A 1,361-nucleotide genomic window follows, 5' to 3' on the forward strand; every position below is an offset into this window, starting at 1 on the left:
TCGCGCCACATGGTCGGGTCGGAGGCGGCAAGACGGGTGAAGTCGCGGAAACCGGAAGCGGAATATTTGATGACTTCCGTCTTGGTCACCGATTCTAGGTCATCGGCGGTGCCGACGATGTTGTAGGCGATGATGTGCGGCAAATGCGAGACGATGGCCAGCGTCATGTCGTGATGCTGCGGATCCATCGTGTCGATGTTGGCGCCACAACGGCGCCAGAATTCGGAACGCCTTTCCAGCGCGTCCGGATCCGTGTCCGGCAGCGGGGTGAAAATGCACCAGCGGTTGTCGAACAGATCGGCGAAACCGGCATCGGGCCCAGATTTCTCCGTGCCGGCCAGCGGATGGCCGGGAATGAAATGCACCCCACCGGGTATATGCGGCTGCATCTGTGCGATCACGGAAGCCTTGGTCGAGCCGACATCGGTGACGATGGCGCCCCTCTTCAGCGCCGGCGCGATCTCCTGAGCCACCGCGCCGGACGAGCCGACCGGCACCGAGACGATGACAAGGTCGGCATCGCGGACCGCTTCCTTGGCATCTATGGCGTAGGAGGAGCCCAGCCCAAGCTCTTGCGCCCGCGCCAGCGTCGCGGCGCTGCGCGTCGAGATGGCGACATGGCCGGCCAGGCCCTCGCGGCGGATGACGCGGGCCAGTGACGAGCCAATCAGGCCGATGCCGACCAGCGCGATCTTTTCGAACATCGGTGATGCCATGGCGTTTTAGCTTTTCAGGAATGTCGTGAGTGCCGCGACAACGCCGCGATTGGCCTCTTCGGTGCCGACCGTCATACGCAGTGCGTTGGGAAAGCCATAGCCCGAAACACGCCGCAGTATGTAGCCGCGCTGGGTGAGATAATCGTCCGCCGCCGCGGCCGAATGCTTGCCGTCGTCGGGAAAATGAATGAGGAGGAAATTGCCGACGCTCGGCGTCACCCGCAACCCGAGCCCGGTCATCTGTTCGCTCAGCCAGGCCAGCCAGGTCTCGTTTTGCGCGACGCTGCGCTCGATATGGGCGCGGTCGCGGACGTCGGCGATGCCGGCCTCGATCGCCGTCGCATTGACGTTGAAGGGACCGCGTATGCGGTTGATCGCGTCGACGATGTGCATCGGCCCATACATCCATCCGATCCGCGCCCCGCCAAGTCCGATCTTGGAGAAGGTGCGGGTCATGACCACGTTCTGAGAGCTGCCCGCGAGCTCGATGCCGGCCTCATAGTCGTTGCGCCTGACATATTCGGCATAGGCGGCATCGAGCACCAGAAGCACGTTCTTCGGCAGGCCGGCATGCAGGCGGCGCACCTCCTGGAACGGCACGTAAGTGCCGGTTGGATTGTTGGGATTGGCGAGGAACACGATCTT

Annotated in this window: 2 protein-coding genes; both read right to left on the bottom strand. The window is 63.4% G+C overall.

The features are described 5' to 3' along the window. Positions 1 to 716: prephenate/arogenate dehydrogenase family protein (locus FJ980_RS31905; RefSeq protein WP_181181384.1), on the bottom strand; the 716-nt coding region annotated here is incomplete at its 3' end. Positions 717 to 722: 6 nt separating this feature from the next. Next, positions 723 to 1,361: histidinol-phosphate transaminase (locus FJ980_RS31910; RefSeq protein ID WP_140547481.1), on the bottom strand; the 639-nt coding region annotated here is incomplete at its 5' end.

The sequence above is a fragment of the Mesorhizobium sp. B1-1-5 genome (genome assembly GCF_006443065.1).
Classification (GTDB): domain Bacteria; phylum Pseudomonadota; class Alphaproteobacteria; order Rhizobiales; family Rhizobiaceae; genus Mesorhizobium.